Genomic DNA, 17,727 nt, shown 5'->3' with positions numbered 1-17,727 from the left:
GGGGGTCGGCGCTACGGGCCGCCGGGCTGCGCATCCAGTTGCGGGTGAAGGTGAACTCGTCGACCTCGGCCGGTTCGTGTGTCCGGGCACGGCTTTCGCGCCTGCCTCACTCAGGCGTTCCCTCGAACGGCCGGAGCCGGGGCGGACGTGGCGAGGCGGCCCTGACAGGGCACCTCATCAGGGACGATGCCGACGGCACGGAAACCGATCGGTGACGGTGGGCGGTCGAGCGGTTGCAGGCCGACGCGGGTGATTTCACGGTGGGCAGCAAGTCCGCTGCGCATCGAAAGGAACACCCATGCGTGCTCTGCCCGCACGGCGTCTCGCGTCCACCGCGCTCTGCGCCATTCTTCTGGCCGGGATCACCGGCCCGGCGGCCGTCGCCGCCGACTCGGCCCGTGAGCGCACCCACGCGATGTCCCAGGCGCCCGTCCCCGGGGCCGACGCGCTGCTCGCCCAGGTCAAGTCGCTGGGCAACCTCGGGACCGTGCTCAAACCGGTCACCGACCTGCTCAACACCGTGCTCGCGGCGGACAACGGCCAGCTGACCGCCGATCAGGCCACCCAGCTCGGCGACGCCGTGAAGGCGGCCATCGCCCAGGTCACGGCGGCGGCCCCGGCCGCGGCCCCGTTGTCCGCGGCCTCTCCCGCGGCGGCGAGGCCGGCGACGCCGACGGCCTCCGCGGCGACCCCGACGGCGGCCGCGCCCTCCGCCACGGCCGCGACCCCGACCGCCCCCGCGACCCCGGCCGCCCCCGCCAGCCCGGCCCTGCCGTCGGCGCCGGCCGTGCCGAGTACCTCCGCCGTGCCGAGTGCCTCCGCCGTGCCGGCCGCGTTCCCCGCGCCGGCCGCCGCCCAGGCCAAGGGCCTCGGTGGCGCCCTCGCCGCCAAGGACCTGACCGGCGATGCGCTGACCGCCCTGCAGACGGCGGTCGACAACCTCCTCAAGGCCGCCACCTCCGGTGACGTCGGCCAGGTGCTGCCGGCCGCCACCGCCGTCGTGACCGGCCTGGTCAACCTGCTCGCCGCGATCCTGCTCGGCAGCGGCCTGCCCGCGCCCAACCTGCCGGGGCTGCCGGGCCTGGCCGCCGTGCCCAGCCTGCCGGTCACCACGCCGCTGCCGGTGCCCACGGGCTGACCGGCCCGGCCGGCCCGGCTGGCCCGGCTGGCCCGACCGGTCGGGCTGGCTCGACCGGTCGGGCCAGCCCGGGCCAGGCCGTCTTCGGCCGCTGGGACTTTCGGGGATCTCATATGTCTTCTGAGCGCGGGGTTTCCGGCCTGCCGGGGCGTCGTTAGGCACGGCGTCAGCATTCCCCCTGGTGGCTTCCGTTGCGTGGCTCGCGCCGCCGAAAGTCGCCGAAGAAAGGAACACGATGAAGTCTCTGAAGGCTGCCGCTGTCGTCGCCGGTTCCGTGGCCCTCGCCGGCTTCGCCGCCCCCGCGTTCGCCAACAACAACGCCGACCTGACGCCCACCAGCCTCAACGGCGCCGTGAACACGCTCACCAAGAGCCCCCTGACCCTGGACCAGGCGATGCCGCTGAAGCACCAGTCGGACGCCCTCAACACCGAGAACAAGCGCTCCGTGCTCAACAAGGTCAAGCGGACGACCGGCGCCGTCAACCAGAAGAGCAGCCCCCTGCTCGGCGGTCTGCCGCTGCAGGGCTGAGGCCCGGGCGGGAACGGTTCGAGGGACGCCGTACCGGCGTCCCTCGTTCGTGTGGCCGCACCGCCGGCTGTCCGCCGGTCGGGTGAGCGGGCGCCCGGCCGGCCCGCGGCCCGTCGATAAGGTCACGCGGTGACCTCAACCCCAAGCGCAACCCGCCCCTTCCGCCCCGCGGACCTCGGCACGGTCGCCGTGCTGGCCTGGAGCGGCGAGGCTCCCGACGGCAGTGACATGCCCTATCTGCTGGCCTACTCCCTCGGTGACGCCGCGGGCGGCGCGGAGGCCACCTCGGCCGCCGTCGAGGCGCTGCTGGAGAACAACGGGCTGCCGGTCGGCGGCGACCTCGTCGACGGCACCGCCCGGCCCCGCCTGCCCGTCACCCTGCTGGTCGAGTCCGGTACGGCCGTCCTCAACCTGGCCCCGCTCAACGCCCAGTGCCCCGCGCCCGAGGAGTGGCTCGCCGCCGTCGACGAACGCGGCTACGCCTACCTGGTGTTCACCACCCGGCCGTGGCCCGGGGGCGAGCCAGGCAAGCCCGTCGAGGCGGAGGCGCTCAAGGACTTCGCCGGGGCCGAGGAGACCCTGACGGCCGCCGCGCACATCGTGCTGCCCGCCCGCAGCCTGCGCGGCTGATGCCGGGAACCGCAGCCGCCGGACGGGGGTTCGCGCTGCTCACGGTGGTCGCGGGGGCGGCCGGGCTGCTGGCCTCCTGGGTCATCACCCTCGACAAGTTCAAGCTGCTGGAGAACCCGCGCTTCGTCCCCGGGTGCAGCCTGAACCCGGTGGTCTCCTGCGGCAGCGTGATGAAGAGCGACCAGGCCGCGGCGTTCGGGTTCCCCAACCCGATGCTGGGTCTGGCGGCCTACTCCGTCGTGATCTGCGTCGGCATGAGCCTGCTGGCCGGCGCCCGCTTCCCCGCCTGGTACTGGCTGACCTTCGACGCGGGGTGTCTCTTCGGCGTCGGCTTCGTGTCCTGGCTGCAGTTCGAGTCGCTGTACCGGATCAACGCGCTCTGCCTGTGGTGCTGCCTGGCCTGGGTCGCCACCATTCTCCTTTTCTGGTACGTCACCTCCTTCGCCGTACGCCATCGATTCCTGCCCGCGCCCGCATGGCTGCGGGAATTCCTCGGCGAATTCACCTGGGTACTTCCGCTGCTGCACATCGGGGTCGTCGGCATGCTGGTCCTGACCCGCTGGTGGGACTTCTGGACGAGCTGAACAGTGGACTTCGGGACGAGCTGATGAGTGAACAGCCGACTAATGCTGCACCCGGGCGAAATGTGAACTGATGCCGTTTTTTGGCTCGTTACCCGGTACGGACGTCGCTCCTCCCGCCTCCTGAAAGGGCCCGTACCCGACATGAAGCCGACCACCCGAGGAACCCTTGCCGCCGTCGTCACGGGCGTCGCGGTCGCCGTGGGCGCCGCCGCCACGCCCGCCGCCGCGACCCCGACGGTGCCCGTCCCCGTGCCGCTGGACGGCGTCGAGAAGTCCCTCCACATGGAGATGCCCAAGCTCGGCATGGAGCTGCCGCTGCTGATCCCCGGCGTCCCCGAGGGGCCGCGCTACGTCCAGGGCCGGCTCCTCCCGGACCGGACGCTGCCGCAGGTGCCGCTCAACGGCGGGCTGCCGGGCGTCGGCCTGAGGACGCCGCTGCCGCACGTCCTCGGCGACGGCTACGACCACATCGACGTCGGCACCCCGGCCTCCGGCCTGCGCGCGCTCACTCCCGGCCTGGCACTGGTCGCCCCGCTCACCGCGCCCGACCCGCAGCACCTCGGCATGCCGGCCCCGCAGATGCCCGACGCCGGCGTGGTCGCCCCGGCCCTGCAGACGGTCGTCGGCGGCGACCTGGGCGCCGGCCCCGGCCGGTGACCCGCCGGTGAGTACGGCCGCCACACCGGCCGCTGACCGGTCCCGGCCGTGCGCCGGATGGTGGCGCGGCGGTGACCGGGCGGCCCCTCGGACGGTTACCGGTACCGACAGCGATCGGTGAACCGTACGAGGAGTGAGCATGGTCGTCGGAGCAGGCGGTGTGGCGGTGGGCGCGAAGCCGGGGCCCGGGCGGCCGGACAGAGCCGGGGCGGGCGGACCGACGCGGCGCGAGGTCACCCGGGGGCTGCTCGCCTCCGTGGCCGCCCTGGCGCTCGCCCCGGTCGTCGCCGCCTCCCGCCCGGTGCCCCCGGCGGACGGTCCCGCGGGCACCTCCTTCGACGAGACCTACCGGGGCCGCCGTATCCACGGTGTCCTGGTGCCGGTGGCGGGGCGGGCCGACGACCAGGTCGAGTGGCAGGTCACCGTGGCGGGCCGGCCGCTGCATCTGATGCGGCGGGCCGACGGCACCTGGCTGAGCATGGTCGACCACTACAGCTCCTACCCGACCCCGCTGGAGGCGGCCCGGGCGGCCGTCGACCAGATCGGGCCCGGGCAGCGGCTGCGCGACCTGGCCCCGGGACCGATGGGCGGGGGGCATCTGCACATGGGGGGCGACCATGGCGTACGTGCGTAAGGACGTCGGCAGGCTGACGGCCGGCGAGCGCAAACGGCTCGTCAACGCCTTCCTCGAGGTCAAACGGCGCGGCGAGTACGACGAGTTCGTGCGGATGCACATCGACCACTACACCGCCGACGGCGAGCGAGGGCTGCGTACCGCCCACATGGCCCCTTCGTTCCTGCCCTGGCACCGCCGCTTCCTGCTGGAACTGGAGCGCGCCCTGCGCCGGGTGGACGGGTCGGTGACCGTGCCGTACTGGGACTGGACCCGGGACCGTACGACGTCCTCCGTCCCCTGGACCAGGGACCTGCTCGGCGGGAACGGCCGGGCCCGGGACCAGCAGGTGATGACCGGCCCGTTCGCCTATTCCGCCGGGCACTGGACCATCAAGGAGGGCATCACCGACGGCGAGTTCCTCGCCCGGGACCTGGGCCGGGCCGGCGGCCCGATCGCACTGCCCACCAGGGCCCAGCTCTCCCAGGCGCTCGACGACCCGGTATACGACGTCGCCCCCTGGGACTCGACCGTCAGCCGGGGCTTCCGCAACAAGCTGGAGGGCTGGGGGTCCGGCAGCGGCAGCGCGTCCTGGCGCAACCACAACCGGGTGCACCGCTGGGTCGGCGGGGCGATGCTCGGCGGCGCCTCCGTCAACGACCCCGTCTTCTGGTTCCACCACGCCTTCGTCGACCTGCAGTGGGAGCGCTGGAAGGCCCGGCACCGAGGACAGCGCTACGTGCCGGCCGGGCCGCCCGGCCGCGGCGACCCGCAGCACCGGCGGGTCGTCGCCCGCGGTGAGAAGCTGCCGCCGTGGGACGTCACCCCCGGGTCCCTGGAGGACCTGAGCCGGATCTACCGGTACGCCTGAGGCGCCCCGGACACGGGAGGAGCCCCGGACACGGGAGGAGCCCCGGACACGGGAGGAGCCCCGGCACCCAGGGTGCCGGGGCTCCTCTGCTGGCGGTGGCTCAGCTGCCGTAGCCACCGTTCTTGTTGTCGCCGCCCTTGTTGTCGCCGGCCTTGCCGTGGCCTTCGTTGACGCAGGTGTTGCCGAACGCCGGGTTCAGCAGACCGATCACGTCGATGGTGTTGCCGCACACGTTGACCGGGATGTTGACCGGGACCTGGATGACGTTGCCGGACAGCACGCCGGGGGAGCCGACGGCCTCACCCTGGGCGCCCGCGTCGGCCAGAGCCAGGCCGGCTCCGCCGATCACCACTGCGCCGGTGCCGAGAGCGACGGCGGCAGCCTTCGCGATGCGAGACATCAGTTCTCCTTCTTGTTGCTCGGGGAGTGCGGCGGCAGGACCAGCCGCCGCACTCCCCGTTCAACGCCACGACCTGCGGCTGGTCACGCCGATCACCGGACGATCACTCCAAGGGCCCGAGTCGGGGCAGCCGCCGTACCGGGGAACCCGCCAGGAAGACCCGGATGTTCTCCACCGCCCGGCCGTAGTGTGTCGTGTGGTTGGCGTAGGAGACACGGCCGTCAGCGCGCCCGAAGGGGCGCGCGGCTGTCCTCGGCAGGCGGCTGCCGCCGCGTGGGCGCCGCGGCCCCTGCGGGGGCCGGGTGGTCAGACCCCCGCCAGCGTCGACCGGTACCACCGTTCCGCATGGCGAAAGCAGCTCGCGAAGCCCGCGGTCGGCGATTCGCCGAGATCGGACCAGAGCGCGTCCGCCTCGAAGAAGTGGTCCGTGGTCAGGATGTCGAGCGTGCCCGGCGGGACGCCCTTGGCGGCGAGGATCGCCTTGGCCCCCTCGACGGTGAGGTTGTCGTGCGGCCAGGCGATCCCGGCGCACTCGGCGACCGCCCGCAGCGCGCTGCCCACGGTGACCGGCAGCGGATGCGCCGCGTGGTACACCGGCGAGGTCAGCGCCGCGTCCGGCGCGAGCGCCGTGGCCACCAGCAGCCGGGCCAGGTCCGGCGCGGTGATCACCGACGCCCGCGCCGGCCAGCCGGCCACCACGCCCGGCAGGGCGCGCAGCAGCCGTGCCAGGTTGGGCCCGACCCACAGGTCTCCTTCGCCGAAGACCAGATGGGGGCGGAGCACCACACCGCCGGCGGCGAGGACCGCGTCCTCGGCCGCCGCGCGGGTGCGGGAGGTGACGGAGCCCGGATTGCGCGTGAGCTCCTCGGGGCGGGAGCCGCGGAACGTGCCGCGGCCGTAGACGGAGGCGGTGCTGAGCTGGACGATCCGGCGTACCCCCGCGCGCCGGGCCTCGGCGACCAGCGCCGCCGTACCACGTGCGTTGACGGCCTCGTTGGCCTCCGCGCTGCCGCCGATCTGCGAGGCGCAGTGCAGCAGGACGTCGACCCCGTCGCAGACCCCGCGCAGCGAGCCGGGGTCGGTCAGATCGGCGGACACGGTCCGCACCCCGGAGCAGGGCCGGGGCAGGGTCCTGCGGTGGGTCATGAGCCTGAGCTCGGCGCGCCGCAGTCGCGCCTCGTGTGTCACATGCGCCCCGACGAACCCGGACGCGCCGGTGATGAGGATGGTGGACACGGGGACTCTCCCGGAAGGCGGTCGGGGTCAGCGGACACGTGGCCGCAGGACGAGTCGGGCGGTGAAGACCGTCTCCTGCCGCTGGCTGCCGTGCACCCGTACCAGCAGGTCGCCGGAGCTGCCGTACGGTTCGGGGTCGGCCATGATCCAGCACGGTGCGTCGAGTTCGGCGTACCGGACGAACTCGCTGCGCATGTCGAGCAGGAGGGCGCCGGGCACCCCGGTGCGGGCGTGCGCGGCCTGCCGGGCGGCCTCCAGGAGGAACATGCCGGGTATGTGGTCGACCGGGTGGTCGAAGTAGGTCGGGTGCGCGGTGTCGACCCGCAGTTCCCATCGGCCGCGGGTGCCCGGCGCGGGCTCGCCGAGGACGACGTGCCGGGGGCCGGCGTGGCCCACGGCGGCCGGGTCGAGGGCCGGCGGCGGGGTGTGGCCGGTGGTGGTGGGGCGCTCCCCGCGCATCCGCAGGTACACGTCCGGGCTCATGCAGCGGAACGCGGCCGAGGCGGTGGCCCGGGCGCCGTTCTCGCGGAGCACCGTGACGTCGTAGCGCATCTCCCGCAGCCGGCCCGCGCGGCGGACGACGTCGCGGCAGACCGTGTGCATCTCGACATCGGTGGGGACCGCGTCCGCGACGAGCAGCTCCGGCTCGGTGGTCACGGACATGTCAGACATGAGGAACTGGTGGCCGAACGGGACGTCGAACTCGGCGTGGGCGAGCAGGGAGCCGATCTGACGGACGGACTCGATCAGCAGCATGGGGTCCTGGTAGCCCCGGTCGGGGGCGAACAGGGCGTGGCAGCGCGGCCATTGGGCCCGGATGACGAAACCGTCGGGTTCGGCCTGTTCCCAGCTGGTGAGCAGGACTTCGGAGACCGCCGCGCGATGGACGTACTCACGCGGCACGGTGGTGGTCAGTCCGGGAAGCCGGGACTTCGGTGCGATGGCCCGGTTGGTGAGGTGCGGCATGTGCAGCACTCCTGTCGGTGTGACGGAAGGGGGCAACAACATGCCGTACGCCGGCTGTCACCCCCGTGGCCGACGTTCTAGCCACAAGATACAGACAGGTCGGTCCGGTTTTGCAAGAGGCAAATTGATTTCCTGAGCAAGTCGAGGGGCGGCGCCCCGTTGACATGACGGTCGTGGGTTGTTTTGTCGGGAATGCTCCCATCGGGCATGTAGGTTTGTATGTTTTAAAGCACAAACATGGTCCCGGATTGGACTTGTTCTGGGGTCGCCTAATGGAGCGCTCCCTATCACTTGTCCGGCAATTCGGAGAAATTGCAGCTCAGGGTGAGGGCGTCGACGGGCGGGCGGAGGGCGCGGGCCTCCGGCCTGGGCAATTGACAATCAGACAAGTCTGTTTGGTATGGTCTCGCTGTGAACCCGCAGTCCAAGACGACGTGATCTGGCTCAGGGGGAGCAGATGACCCGGCAGTACGCGAACCTCATGGCGCCGTCACCGCTGCGTCACCGCTCGCACGTACCGGCACTCCCGGCCGCTCCGGCCGCTCCGGCGGCTCCGGCGGTTCCGGCCGCCTCGGCCGGGCGGGTGACCGCCTCGTACGACGCGCCGTCGGCGGGGGCCGTGAACGTCCTGGTCGTGGAGAACGACCAGCAGTCCGCCGACACGCTGCTGCACGAGCTGGTCCGGCACGGGTACGCCACCCACAGTGCGGCCACCGGTGCGCAGGCGCTGCGCGGGCACCGCGAGGCGGACCTGATCCTGCTCGACCTGGACCTGCCCGACCTGGACGGTCTGGAGGTGTGCCGGGGCATCCGGGCGGTCAGCGACCTGCCGATCATCGCCGTCACGGCGCGCGACTCGGAACTGGACTGCGTGCTGTGTCTGCAGGCGGGCTCGGACGACTATCTCGTCAAGCCGTACGGCTTCAGGGAGTTACTGGCCCGGATGGAGGCGGTGCTGCGGCGGGCGCGGGTGCAGCCGGCGCCCCAGCCGGCCGTCGGCCGGGTCGTCACCCACGGGTCGCTGCGCATCGACCCGGGCGCCCGTACGGCCACCCTCGACGGCCGGCCGCTGGACCTGACGCGCAAGGAGTTCGACCTGCTCCACCTGCTGGCCTCGCAGCCCGGCACGGTGATCCCGCGCCGCCAGATCATGGCCCAGGTGTGGGACGACGCGTGGTCGCCGCGCGGCCGCACGGTCGACACCCACGTCGGCACCCTGCGCGGCAAACTGGGCGGCAGTTCCTGGATCGTCACCGTCCGCGGGGTCGGTTTCCGGATCGGCCGTCCGTAGCGCTCGCGTGCATTGCCCGGGGTCATGCCCGGTTTCGCGCCCGGTCCGGCAACCGCTTTCTGACGACTCTCGCCGCGGTACTGACCGTAAGCCATGGATGCGGCTTACGATACAGACAAGTCTGTTGAATTCAGTGGGAGAGCGTAAGGATCTGGCATGGCTCAGCAAGAACGCGGCAAGCGATCACGACGGTCGATCCTGGAGGCGGCGGCCCAGGTCTTCGACGAGCGCGGCTACGACGCCGCCAGCACCAACGAGATCCTGGCTCGCACCGGACTCACCCGCGGTTCCCTCTACCATCACTTCCCCTCCAAGGAAGCCATCGCGATGGCCCTGGTGCAGGCCCACGCCGAGGCCCTTGAAGTGCCCGAACGGCCGGTGAAGCTGCAGTCGGTGATCGACCTGACCCTGGAGTTCGCGCGGCGCCTGCAGCACGACGCGGTGCTGCGCGCGAGCGTGCGGCTGACCATAGAGCAGACCTCGTTCGACTGCCCGCCGCAGAGCACCTACGAACAGTCCATGGAAGCCATCCTGATGCTGTTGCAGGAGGCTGAGAAGGGAGACGAGATTCTGCCCGGGGTGGATGTGCGCGAGGTCACCTCGCTCATCGTGGGTTCCTTCACCGGGCTGCAGATCATGTCCCAGGCCTACACGGGCCGCGCCGACCTGCCCGAACGCACCGGCGTCTTCTGGAGGTTCCTGCTGCCCGGCCTTGCCACGCCGGGACTGATCGGCCGGCTGCGCACGACGCCGCCGCAGGACTGACCGGCGCTGCCAACCGGTTCCCGGTCCGTCCGCCGGTGTGCGGGGCGGACCGGGACGGGGTCAGATCCGCCGTTCCCCGCCGCGGTTGGGCCGGCCCCGGTCGAACAGCGGGCGCAGCAGCCCCCACAGCCGCCGGCTGATGTCGCCGTCCCACCAGCTCGGGTCTGTGTGCCCCAGGGACTCGATGCCCGCGGCCATCACCACGGCCAGGTCCGCGAGGTCCTCGGCCGCTTCCTCGGCCTCCTCCTGTGCCTTCGCGATCCGCTCGTGGACCGCGGCCAGCAGGTCGTCGCGCAGCCGGGGCGGTCCGGCCGAGCCGTCCGCGGCCAGCTGCATGCCCGCCCGGACGACCTTCTCGGTGCGCAGGGCTTCGCCGAGCGCGAACAGGAAGCGCTCGGGCGCGTCCGCCACCGGACCCGCGAACGCCTCCTCGGTCAGCGCCTCGACCCGCTGAAGGGCCTCCTCGTACACGGCGGCGGTCAGGGCCGTGGTGGAGGAGAAGTGATGGTAGAGCGCCCCCCTGCTGACGCCGGCCCGGTGGCAGATGTTGACCAGCCCGGCGTCGGACAGCCGGCCGTCCGCGATCAACTCGGCGGTGGCATGGAGGAGAGCCCGACGGGTCTGCTCGGATCGCGCCTGCATCAGGTCGCACCTGCCTTCCCTGCCAACAGCGTGCCTGTTGCGCGCAATGCCTGTGGACGCCGGTATCCATGGCGGCATGAATCATACAACCATGCCTGTTTAGTGGGAGGACCCGGTAGCGGAATGTCTCGTCGTGTTTTCTATGGAGGCTCAAACACCCAGGTAGTGGACGTGGTTGTCCGGAAACAGGGGTAACGAACGAAGATTCAGGTTGATCGCCAAGCAGACAGGTCTGTTTGTTACAGTGACTCAAATCCAGCCACTTGACACGGGTTTGACACTCCGCTGACAGAGCTGCGGAGGATTGTGGGAACCCTGAACCGCCGTGCGTTGAAGCGGTCGGTGGCCCCCCGTGAGACTGGATGCAGTTCCGCATGGCACAGGCCAAGGAGACGGGGGATCACCATGGAAGGTTTCCAGCAACTCGCCGACAACCATCGGAGCCGTGACTGCCGACGGCTCTGCGGCCGGATCTGCGTCCGCTGTCTGGACCGGATCGACGGGGGACTGCGCACCCTGCTCGACCTGTACCGGGAGAGCGACGAGGCGCTGGCGCCCGGAGCGCCGGTACTGCGCGAGCGGGTGAGCGGCAGCCGTGCCACCGTCGGCATCGTGCTCGACGAACGGGCCCTGGCGCTGCGCACCCGGACGACCGAGGTGATGGGACTGTGGGCGCGGCTCGTCGTCGACGAACGCGCCGGCAGTCGGCCCGCCGGCCGCGGGATGGGCGCACTGGTGCGGTTCCTGCGCCAGCAGCTGTACTGGTTGGCCGGGCACCCGGCGGGGCCGGACTTCGACGAGGAACTCGCCGAACTGCTCGGCGACCTCCGCGGGCTGCTCGGCCTGGGCCCGGTGCGCCGGTTCGAACTCGGCCCGTGCACCCGGCCGGAGTGTGCCGGAACGCTCTACGGCGTACTGCCGGCGGACGGTGGCGGCCGCGTGCCGACTCATGTCACCTGTGACGACGGCCATGCTCTTCCCCCGCGCCAGTGGCTCCTGGTCGCCGACCGCATGCGGGAGGCGGCCTGATGCGGGCGGTGGTGCATGGAGAGGGCGGAGGGAACGTACAGAACGGGAGGAGGCGAACGCCATGATCGAGCCGACGCCGACGCCGACGCCGACGCCGACGCCGACGCCGACGCCGACGCCGACGCCGACGCCGACGCCGACGCCGACGCCGACGCCGACGCCGACGCCGCGCACGGTGCCGCGCACGGTGCCGACCGAGCTGGCTGCCCTGGCGATGGGCGTCACCCAGGCGACCATCCGCAAATGGGCCAGCCGCGGAAAGATCACCCGGCACGGGGGTCCGCGACGGGCCGAGTACGACCTCGACGAGTTGTTCGCGCTGGCCCGGCGGGGCGAGCGCGAATAGGAGAAGCGATTCCGCGTGGCCGGCAGACGGATGCCGGTATCTCCAGACCAGCACCTCATGAATAAACCGGATCCGTGCGGGGATCCGGTCCGAAGCAGCCCCCGCGGCCCATCCCCCTGCCGCGGGGGCCACTTCGCTTTCCCTGAAGTCAACTCCCTTAAATCCAAGACAAGTTGACGCACCAGAGTCGGAGGTGTCACACTCTTTTCAGCGCCCCCATGCCCTGATGGCGGTGGCGCTTGATCCGGGCTCCTTCTTCCGAGTCCGCTGCATTCTTCTCGAAATCCGTGTCCCGCTCGGGGCGCGGATTTTTTGTTTCCTCCCACCCCGACTTGAGGAAGTGTGGTCGATGCCTGTTTCCACCTGGACACCCGTCGGTCAATGGACCGGGACGGTCACGCACGACGGCGAGGCGGACCGGTACACCGTCGCCTTCGCCCCGGACGGCTCGCTCTCGGTCACCACGCAGAAGAGCACCGGCACCGGCTCCTGGACCGTCACCGGCGACGACTCCCTGGAGTTCTTCCTGCGCGAGGACTTCAACCTCGACGTCACCCAGATCAGCCCCAACGGCCACCGGGCCGCGTACATACAGATCGACATCACCGCGCGGCACGAGGACGGTGTGTTCACCGGCGAGGGCAAGGCCGTCGTGCACGGCCCCGACGACGTCGTGATCTACGCGACGGACGCCCGGACCGAAGCACGCCGGGTGTCATGACGGCCGAGGTCGCCCGGCTCACCGACATGCTGAGCCTGCGGGACCTGGCCGGGCGCTATCTGGCCGGCCTCGACGAGGGCGGCTTCGACGAGACCTGGGCGAGGTCCCTTTTCACCGAGGACATCGAGATGACGTTCCCGGTGGGCAGCCACCAGGGCATCGCCGGGGTGTCCGGCTTCACCACCGAGATCATGGCGCGCTGGGGCCGTACCCACCACCACGGCTCCGACAGCCAGGTCGACCTCGACGGCGACCGGGCCCAGGTCAGCTGGAGTCTGATCGCCTCCCATGTGCACCACGGCTCACCGCTGCCCCCGGACCCCACTCAGTACTTCCAGTTGGGCGGCCGCTTCACCGCCACGGCCCGGCGCACCCCCGAGGGCTGGCGCTTCGACCGGCTGCGGCTGCGGATCGTGTGGACGACCGGAGCCGTGCCCAAGGGCGTGACCCAGGTCGACAGGCAGACGCTCGACACCCGGGGCAACACGACAGCACCTACAACGGCAGAGGAGAACGCACCCATGCCCACCACGCTCACCGCGGACCAGCAGAAGGAACTGATCGAGAAGGTCTTCCACGAGGGACTGGACCTCGGTGACCTCTCGGCCGCCGACCGCTATCTCACCGCGGACTTCCGCAACCACGGCAGCCACGACGACTCCATGCGCGGCCCGGAGGCGTTCAAGCACACGATCAGGATCCAGCAGTCCGCGTTCAGCGACATCAAGTACGAGATCCTCGACTTCATCTCGATGGGTGACAAGGCCGCCATCCGCTGGGTCATGCACGGCAAGCACACCGGCCCGTTCATCGGCATCAAGCCGACCGGCCTTCAGGTCCAGCACCAGGCGATCATCTGGTTCCGCTTTGAGGGCGACCGGATCGCCGAGCGCTGGGGCATCGTCGACAACTTCTCCCTGCAGAAGTTCCTCCAGTCCGGCGGCAAGCCGGCCGGCCCGCTCACCCCGGCCGGCGGCCCCGGCGCGGCCAAGCCCGCGGCCTGAACACCGTCCGGCCGCCCGGCCCCCGCGGTCGGCGGCAGGGGCCGGACGGCCGGTGGCCGGGGCGTACGCCGACGGAACCGACCCAACCAACGGAACCGATGGAGCAAGGGACACAGGCATGCCGATCGACAGGAAAGTCGCCCGCTTCAACCGGCGGTTCGCCAACCACTTCGTGGGGCCGCTGTTCAGCCGGCTGCCCGGGTTCGGGAAGGTCCACCACCGCGGACGCAAGTCGGGGCGCGAGTTCGCCACGCCGGTGAAGCTGTTCCGGCGCGGCGCGGACATCGTCATCACACTGCCGTACGGACCCGGTTCCGACTGGGTCAAGAACGTGCTGGCGGCGGGCGGGTGCGAGATCACCACCCGGGGCCGCCGCATTCAGGTCACCAGTCCCGTGGTCTTCAGCGACGACGGGACGACGAGGATGCCGGCTCTGACCCGGCGGATCCTCTCCCGGGTGGAGGCCACCGAGTTCCTTGCGCTGACGCCGGTCCAGGCGTCGACGCCGGTGAGCCGGACATGACCGCGGTCGGCCGGGTGACCCGGCCGGTGCGGGTGGGGCTGCTGGTCGGCTCCGCCCGCGACGGCCGGCTCGCCCCGGACGTCGCGGGCTGGTTCGCGCGCGTGGCGGCCCGCCGGGACGACCTCGTCCTGGACGTCGTCGACGTGGCCGAGCATCCGCTGCCCGCCGGCCTCGACGCCGGCGATCCCCGTGCGGCGGTACTGCGACCCAGGCTGGCCGGGGCCGAGGCCTATGTCATCGTCGTACCGGAGTACAACCGCAGCGTCCCGGGCCCCCTCAAGACCCTCATCGACAGCTTTCAGTCCGAGTGGGAGGCCAAGCCGGTCGGCTTCGTCGGCTACGGGCTCGGCATGGCCGGCGGGGTGCGCGCGATCGAGCATCTGCGGCAGATCTTCGCCGAGTTCCACTGCGTGGGGATGAAGGACATCGTGACGTTCCCGCGGGTGCTGGAGCACTACGGCGCCGACGGCACGTTTCCGGCGGAGCCGGAGGGGGCCGAGGCGGCGGCCAAGCTGATGCTCGACCAGCTCACGTGGTGGGCGACGGCCCTGCGCGAGGCCAAGGCTCTCCGTCCCTACGGCACTTGAAACGCCCCGGCGGTGCGCCGTGCAAGGGGCGCTACACCTGACCCCTCTTCCACAGGAGACCCTGATGGCTGCTGCCGTCCCCGATCCCCTCACCCCCCTCCTCGTCGCCGTGCCCGTCGTGATCCTCTCCTGCCGGGCCGGCGCCCAGTTGCTCAAACGGCTCGGGCAACCGCCTGTCGTCGGCGAGATACTCGTCGGCATCCTGCTCGGCCCCTCACTGCTGGGCTGGCTCTGGCCCGGCGCGCAGGCCTGGCTCTTCCCTCAGTCGGCCCTGCCCTACATCGGCGTGCTCGGCAACATCGGGCTGCTCGCCTTCATGTTCCTCGTCGGGCTGGAACTTGACCTCACGTCACTGCGCGGCAACAGCAGAACCGCCGTGGCCGTCTCCCAAGCCGGCATCGTCCTGCCACTGGTGCTGGGCACTCTGCTGGCGCTCGGCATGTACGGCGACTTCGCCCCTGCCGGCACCAAGAAGCTGCCGTTCGTGCTGTTCATCGCGGTCTCGATGAGTATCACCGCCTTTCCGGTGCTCGCCCGGATCCTGACCGACCGCGGCCTGTACCGGACCGGGGTGGGCTCGCTCGCCATGGCCAGCGCGGCCGTGGACGACGTGAGCGCCTGGTGTCTGCTGGCCGCCGTGGTGGCGGTGACCAAGAGCAATTCGCCGATGGAGGCCGTCACCACGGCCGGGTACGCCCTCGCCTTCACTGCCGCCATGTTCCTGGTCGTACGACCGCTGCTGGCCAGGTGGGCCGCGCGTGCCGAGCGGCGGTACCTCGACGGCGTCGTGCTCGTCGTGCTGTTCAGCGGACTGTGCCTGGCCGCGTACGCCACCGACCGGATCGGGGTGCACGCGCTGTTCGGGGCGTTTCTGTTCGGCGTGGTCACCCCGCGTGGCAGCCGGCGGATCGAGGCCAGCGCGGCCCGGATGCGCACGTTCACGGTGCCGGTGCTGCTGCCGCTGTTCTTCGTCAGCACCGGTCTGAAGACCGATGTGGGCCTGCTGGGCGGCAGCGGCACGCAGTGGCTGTGGGCGGCCGCCGTGCTCACGGTGGCCGTGGTGGGGAAGTGGGGCGGCGGCACGCTCGCGGCACGGTTCTCCGGCCGCGGCTGGCGGGACGCCATGTCGCTCGGCGCACTGATGAACTGCCGGGGCCTGACCGAGCTGATCGTGCTGAACATCGGGCTGGGCCTGGGTGTCATCGGCCCCGAGCTGTTCACCATCCTCGTGCTGATGGCCCTGATCACCACGGCCATGACCACTCCTGCGCTGACCCGGTTCCGCAAGGGGGTCGACGAGGACCTCGTGCCCGAAACAGCCGAAACCGGCCAGGAAGAGCCCGCCCTGCAGTCCGCGAGAACCCGCTGACCTGCGTCTTCGACTGGTTCGGTGGCGTCACCCCCACGCCAAGGCGCATATAGTTCACCCGCTGATGATTGGAAGATTGTTGATTGGATCCTTGATAGATAAGCGGATTGACGATACTTTGTAGGTGCGGCCACGCGGTAGGGCGTCAAGAACGGCACCACCAGCCGCCGGCTCCCGCACATCCCCAACCGTGAAGCACCCAGAGACAACGGAGACATCTCGTGTCGCTGCAAGACCGCACCCAGGCCGTCCCCGAGGCCGCGGCTCCGCCGCGGCAGGACGGCAGGCTGGGCCTCGCTCTGCTGGTCATCGCCACGGCCCAGCTCATGCTCGTTCTCGACAACACGATCGTCGCCGTCGCCCTGCCGAGCATGCAGAGCGCACTGGGCCTGAGCGAGTCCAGCCTCGGCTGGATCGTCACCGCCTACGCCCTCGCCTTCGGAGGTCTGCTGCTGGCAGGCGGGCGCGCCGGTGACCTCTTCGGCCGCCGTCGCGTATTCCGCACCGGCCTGATCCTGTTCACCGCCGCCTCGCTGCTCGGCGGCCTCGCCCAGAGCGGGGCACTGCTGATCGCGGCCCGCGTGATCCAGGGTGCGGGCGCCGCCATCGCCGCACCCACCGCCCTGTCCCTGCTGGCCACCACGTTCCCGGCCGGGCCCGCCCGCAACAAGGCGCTCGGTGTGTACGGAGCGATGGGCGGCCTCGGTTCGGTCGTGGGCCTGCTGCTCGGCGGTGCGCTCACCGAGTACCTGAGCTGGCGCTGGGTGATGTTCGTGAACATCCCGATCGCTCTCGCCGTCCTGATCGGCACCAAGGTCCTCGTGGACGGCAAGCGTGAACGCGGCAAGGTCGACGTGCCCGGCGCCCTCACCGCGACCCTCGGTTTCGGCTCGCTCGTCTACGCCATCAACCGCGCCGGTGACAAAGGCCTCGGCGACACCGTCACGCTGGTCGGGCTGGGCGCCGCGCTCGTGCTGATCGGCGCCTTCGTCGCCATTCAGCGCAGCAGCCGCTCGCCGATGATCCCGGGCGGTGTGCTGGCCGACAAGAGCCGTGTCGGTGCCAACCTCGTCATGTTCCTGGTCGGGGCCGGCATGCTCGCCACCTTCTACTTCCTGACCCTCTACATGCAGGTCGTCAAGGGGTACGCACCGATGGTCACGGGCGTCGCCTACCTGCCCTTCGCGCTCGGCATGGGCATCGCGGCCGGCGGTCTCGGCCCGCAACTGCTCGCCAGGCTGCCCGAGCGCAACGTGATCGCGCTCGGCCTGGTCATCGGCATCGCAGGCATGGTCTGGTTCAGCTTCGTGGCCCCCGGTCAGAACCCCTGGGCTGCCCTGCTGCCGGCCCAGCTGGTCGCTGGTCTCGGACTGGGTATGGTCTTCGTGGCCGTCACCATCGTCAGCGTCCGTGGTGTCGCCCCGGAGGCCACCGGTGCGGCCTCCGGCCTGGTCAACACCGCACAGCAGATCGGCGGCGCCGTCGGCCTGGCCGGGCTGGCGGCGGCGGCCACGGCTGTCACCGACCACGAGCTGCCGGGCAGTGTGCCGTCCGCGCTGACCGCCGGTTACTCCTACGGTTTCCTGCTCGGCGGCGGCCTGTACCTGCTGGCCCTGATCACGGCCCTGGTCACCCTGCCGGGCGCGGCCCCGCAGCCCCTCCAGGACGGCGAGCACACCCCCGCCGCCCGGTGAGACTCCACCCGCGGCCCCGCGTCCGACCGTACGGACGTCGCCACGGTGATCCACATCAGCTCGGTCTCGAAGCGCTGGTAGCCGTAGCGGATCGCGATGTCGCCGAGCCCGCCGGCGCCGACCGTGCCGGCC

The 17,727-nt window shown here is 71.3% G+C and carries 22 protein-coding genes and 1 pseudogene; 18 read left to right on the top strand and 5 right to left on the bottom strand.

Annotated features, from left to right (window positions below; genetic code table 11):
• The 8 genes from AB0D59_RS50695 to AB0D59_RS50660 form a co-directional block, all read left to right on the top strand.
• A partial coding sequence (locus AB0D59_RS50695; protein WP_362579888.1) for a hypothetical protein occupies positions 1-215 on the top strand: 215 nt, incomplete at its 5' end.
• Between the two features lie 83 nt (positions 216-298).
• Complete coding sequence (locus AB0D59_RS50690; protein WP_362579885.1) at positions 299-1,138, top strand: hypothetical protein; 840 nt, start codon at positions 299-301, stop codon at positions 1,136-1,138.
• A gap of 235 nt (positions 1,139-1,373) precedes the next feature.
• Complete coding sequence (locus tag AB0D59_RS50685; protein WP_362579882.1) at positions 1,374-1,667, top strand: hypothetical protein; 294 nt, start codon at positions 1,374-1,376, stop codon at positions 1,665-1,667.
• A gap of 129 nt (positions 1,668-1,796) precedes the next feature.
• Complete coding sequence (locus tag AB0D59_RS50680; protein ID WP_362579879.1) at positions 1,797-2,297, top strand: DUF5949 family protein; 501 nt, start codon at positions 1,797-1,799, stop codon at positions 2,295-2,297.
• The gene (locus AB0D59_RS50675; protein ID WP_362579876.1) at positions 2,297-2,881 is read left to right on the top strand and encodes a vitamin K epoxide reductase family protein; all 585 of its coding nucleotides are present in this window, start codon (positions 2,297-2,299) and stop codon (positions 2,879-2,881) included. Before AB0D59_RS50680 ends, AB0D59_RS50675 begins: the two co-directional genes overlap by 1 nt.
• Positions 2,882-3,022: 141 nt before the next feature.
• Complete coding sequence (locus tag AB0D59_RS50670) at positions 3,023-3,538, top strand: hypothetical protein (RefSeq protein WP_362579873.1); 516 nt, start codon at positions 3,023-3,025, stop codon at positions 3,536-3,538.
• A gap of 139 nt (positions 3,539-3,677) precedes the next feature.
• Positions 3,678-4,172 carry a tyrosinase family oxidase copper chaperone gene (locus tag AB0D59_RS50665; RefSeq protein WP_362579870.1) on the top strand — a complete coding sequence of 165 codons (495 nt, stop codon included), beginning with the start codon at positions 3,678-3,680 and terminating at the stop codon, positions 4,170-4,172.
• Positions 4,156-5,022, top strand: a complete 867-nt coding sequence (locus AB0D59_RS50660) for a tyrosinase family protein (RefSeq protein ID WP_362579867.1) — start codon at positions 4,156-4,158, stop codon at positions 5,020-5,022. Before AB0D59_RS50665 ends, AB0D59_RS50660 begins: the two co-directional genes overlap by 17 nt.
• 100 nt (positions 5,023-5,122) lie before the next feature.
• On the opposite strand, the gene AB0D59_RS50655 is transcribed toward AB0D59_RS50660, so the two are convergent.
• The 3 genes from AB0D59_RS50655 to AB0D59_RS50645 form a co-directional block, all read right to left on the bottom strand.
• On the bottom strand, positions 5,123-5,422 hold the full coding sequence (locus AB0D59_RS50655; RefSeq protein ID WP_362579864.1) for a chaplin: 300 nt from the start codon (positions 5,420-5,422) through the stop codon (positions 5,123-5,125).
• A gap of 306 nt (positions 5,423-5,728) precedes the next feature.
• Positions 5,729-6,658, bottom strand: coding sequence for an NAD-dependent epimerase/dehydratase family protein (locus tag AB0D59_RS50650; protein ID WP_362579861.1), 930 nt, complete (start codon positions 6,656-6,658; stop codon positions 5,729-5,731).
• Between the two features lie 27 nt (positions 6,659-6,685).
• Positions 6,686-7,624 (bottom strand): ScbA/BarX family gamma-butyrolactone biosynthesis protein, encoded by a 939-nt coding sequence (locus tag AB0D59_RS50645; protein ID WP_362579858.1) that lies wholly within the window; start codon positions 7,622-7,624, stop codon positions 6,686-6,688.
• Positions 7,625-8,081: 457 nt separating this feature from the next.
• Between AB0D59_RS50645 and AB0D59_RS50640 the strand changes: the two genes are divergently transcribed.
• Both AB0D59_RS50640 and AB0D59_RS50635 read left to right on the top strand, forming a co-directional pair.
• Positions 8,082-8,915, top strand: coding sequence for a response regulator transcription factor (locus AB0D59_RS50640; protein ID WP_362579855.1), 834 nt, complete (start codon positions 8,082-8,084; stop codon positions 8,913-8,915).
• A gap of 156 nt (positions 8,916-9,071) precedes the next feature.
• Positions 9,072-9,680 (top strand): ScbR family autoregulator-binding transcription factor, encoded by a 609-nt coding sequence (locus tag AB0D59_RS50635; RefSeq protein WP_362579852.1) that lies wholly within the window; start codon positions 9,072-9,074, stop codon positions 9,678-9,680.
• Between the two features lie 60 nt (positions 9,681-9,740).
• On the opposite strand, the gene AB0D59_RS50630 is transcribed toward AB0D59_RS50635, so the two are convergent.
• A complete protein-coding gene (locus AB0D59_RS50630; RefSeq protein WP_362579849.1) occupies positions 9,741-10,322 on the bottom strand; it encodes a TetR/AcrR family transcriptional regulator in 582 nt (193 codons plus the stop codon).
• A gap of 405 nt (positions 10,323-10,727) precedes the next feature.
• Between AB0D59_RS50630 and AB0D59_RS50625 the strand changes: the two genes are divergently transcribed.
• From AB0D59_RS50625 to AB0D59_RS50590, 8 genes are all read left to right on the top strand, one after another.
• Positions 10,728-11,351 carry an OvmZ protein gene (locus tag AB0D59_RS50625; protein WP_362579846.1) on the top strand — a complete coding sequence of 208 codons (624 nt, stop codon included), beginning with the start codon at positions 10,728-10,730 and terminating at the stop codon, positions 11,349-11,351.
• Between the two features lie 61 nt (positions 11,352-11,412).
• On the top strand, positions 11,413-11,697 hold the full coding sequence (locus AB0D59_RS50620) for a hypothetical protein (RefSeq protein WP_362579843.1): 285 nt from the start codon (positions 11,413-11,415) through the stop codon (positions 11,695-11,697).
• Positions 11,698-12,046: 349 nt separating this feature from the next.
• On the top strand, positions 12,047-12,418 hold the full coding sequence (locus tag AB0D59_RS50615) for a dehydrogenase (protein WP_362579840.1): 372 nt from the start codon (positions 12,047-12,049) through the stop codon (positions 12,416-12,418).
• A complete protein-coding gene (locus AB0D59_RS50610; protein ID WP_362579837.1) occupies positions 12,415-13,422 on the top strand; it encodes an ester cyclase in 1,008 nt (335 codons plus the stop codon). Before AB0D59_RS50615 ends, AB0D59_RS50610 begins: the two co-directional genes overlap by 4 nt.
• A 118-nt stretch (positions 13,423-13,540) precedes the next feature.
• Entirely contained in the window at positions 13,541-13,945 is a 405-nt protein-coding gene (locus tag AB0D59_RS50605) for a nitroreductase family deazaflavin-dependent oxidoreductase (RefSeq protein WP_362579834.1), read from the top strand.
• Positions 13,942-14,532, top strand: coding sequence for an NAD(P)H-dependent oxidoreductase (locus tag AB0D59_RS50600; protein ID WP_362579831.1), 591 nt, complete (start codon positions 13,942-13,944; stop codon positions 14,530-14,532). The genes AB0D59_RS50605 and AB0D59_RS50600 overlap by 4 nt, the downstream gene beginning before the upstream one ends.
• 64 nt (positions 14,533-14,596) lie before the next feature.
• Positions 14,597-15,901 (top strand): cation:proton antiporter, encoded by a 1,305-nt coding sequence (locus tag AB0D59_RS50595; protein WP_362579828.1) that lies wholly within the window; start codon positions 14,597-14,599, stop codon positions 15,899-15,901.
• A gap of 221 nt (positions 15,902-16,122) precedes the next feature.
• Positions 16,123-17,595 (top strand): MFS transporter, encoded by a 1,473-nt coding sequence (locus AB0D59_RS50590; protein ID WP_362579825.1) that lies wholly within the window; start codon positions 16,123-16,125, stop codon positions 17,593-17,595.
• A 38-nt stretch (positions 17,596-17,633) separates the two neighbouring features.
• On the opposite strand, the pseudogene AB0D59_RS50585 reads toward AB0D59_RS50590, so the two are convergent.
• Positions 17,634-17,727, bottom strand: a pseudogene (locus AB0D59_RS50585) (ABC transporter permease); the annotation flags it as partial.

The sequence above is a fragment of the Streptomyces sp. NPDC048417 genome, from assembly GCF_040651615.1.
Classification (GTDB): Bacteria; Actinomycetota; Actinomycetes; order Streptomycetales; family Streptomycetaceae; genus Streptomyces.
Note: the sequence above shows the minus strand (reverse complement) of the source record. Positions and strands in the feature narration are given on the sequence as shown.